Raw genomic sequence first — 745 nt, 5'->3', positions numbered from 1 at the left:
GTACTATATTTAGTACGGAAATATGGGAAGGTTATACCAAGAATGAGAAAGACTATGGTCTGTATAAGCTGAGAAGCAATATCATACTTAAAGGCTTACCGAGATGGTCGTGGGTCAATGCGACGCCGGTTACCGAAAATGACCTTGTGGAAATCAGAATGGCCTATACGGATATCTGGCTGATGATGAAAAACCGGGATATTGAAGGGCTGAAAAAAATCACGCAGCTCTCTAACCAGGAGATGGCCTATGCTGAAGGCTCCACGACCGGAATGATGTTTATTTCCAGCGGTTTCCCCCAGCATGTTATCGATAAGCAATTCACCCCGGTACCGATTGAATGGGACGATTATAAGTTAATAACATACCGTGGCGGACGTATCTTTCGCTTGGGTGTCGGTTTCTTTCAAGTTTCACCATTACAATTTAAAGATTCGAAGGATGATATTGCCTTTGGTTACAATCCCTATTTTTCAATAATCGATGGCAAGGTGATATTGGTGAGATGATTTTTGACGGTGGAACGGTGGCAAGGAAATAGCTTGCCGCCGTATTTAAGCGATAAAATTAAAAAAGAGATTAAAAATAAGGATATTTGCCGTGAGTTTAAAAGAAAAATATCATCATTCAGGTTTACGCTTATTCAATATAGATTTGTTTTTACTGTTGGCGCTATCTTTTTCTGTCAACGCCGAAACGGATATTAATAAAAAATATCTGTTTTCTTTTAAATCATATAAAAGTA

General features: G+C 38.7%; 1 pseudogene. It reads left to right on the top strand.

The window, feature by feature from the left end:
• Positions 1-509 (top strand): annotated as a pseudogene (locus tag BIY29_RS19925) (IdsF); the annotation flags it as partial.
• Positions 510-745 lie beyond the last annotated feature (236 nt).

It is taken from the genome of Brenneria alni (genome assembly GCF_003666245.1).
Taxonomy (GTDB): Bacteria; Pseudomonadota; Gammaproteobacteria; order Enterobacterales; family Enterobacteriaceae; genus Brenneria; species Brenneria alni.
Note: the sequence above shows the minus strand (reverse complement) of the source record. Positions and strands in the feature narration are given on the sequence as shown.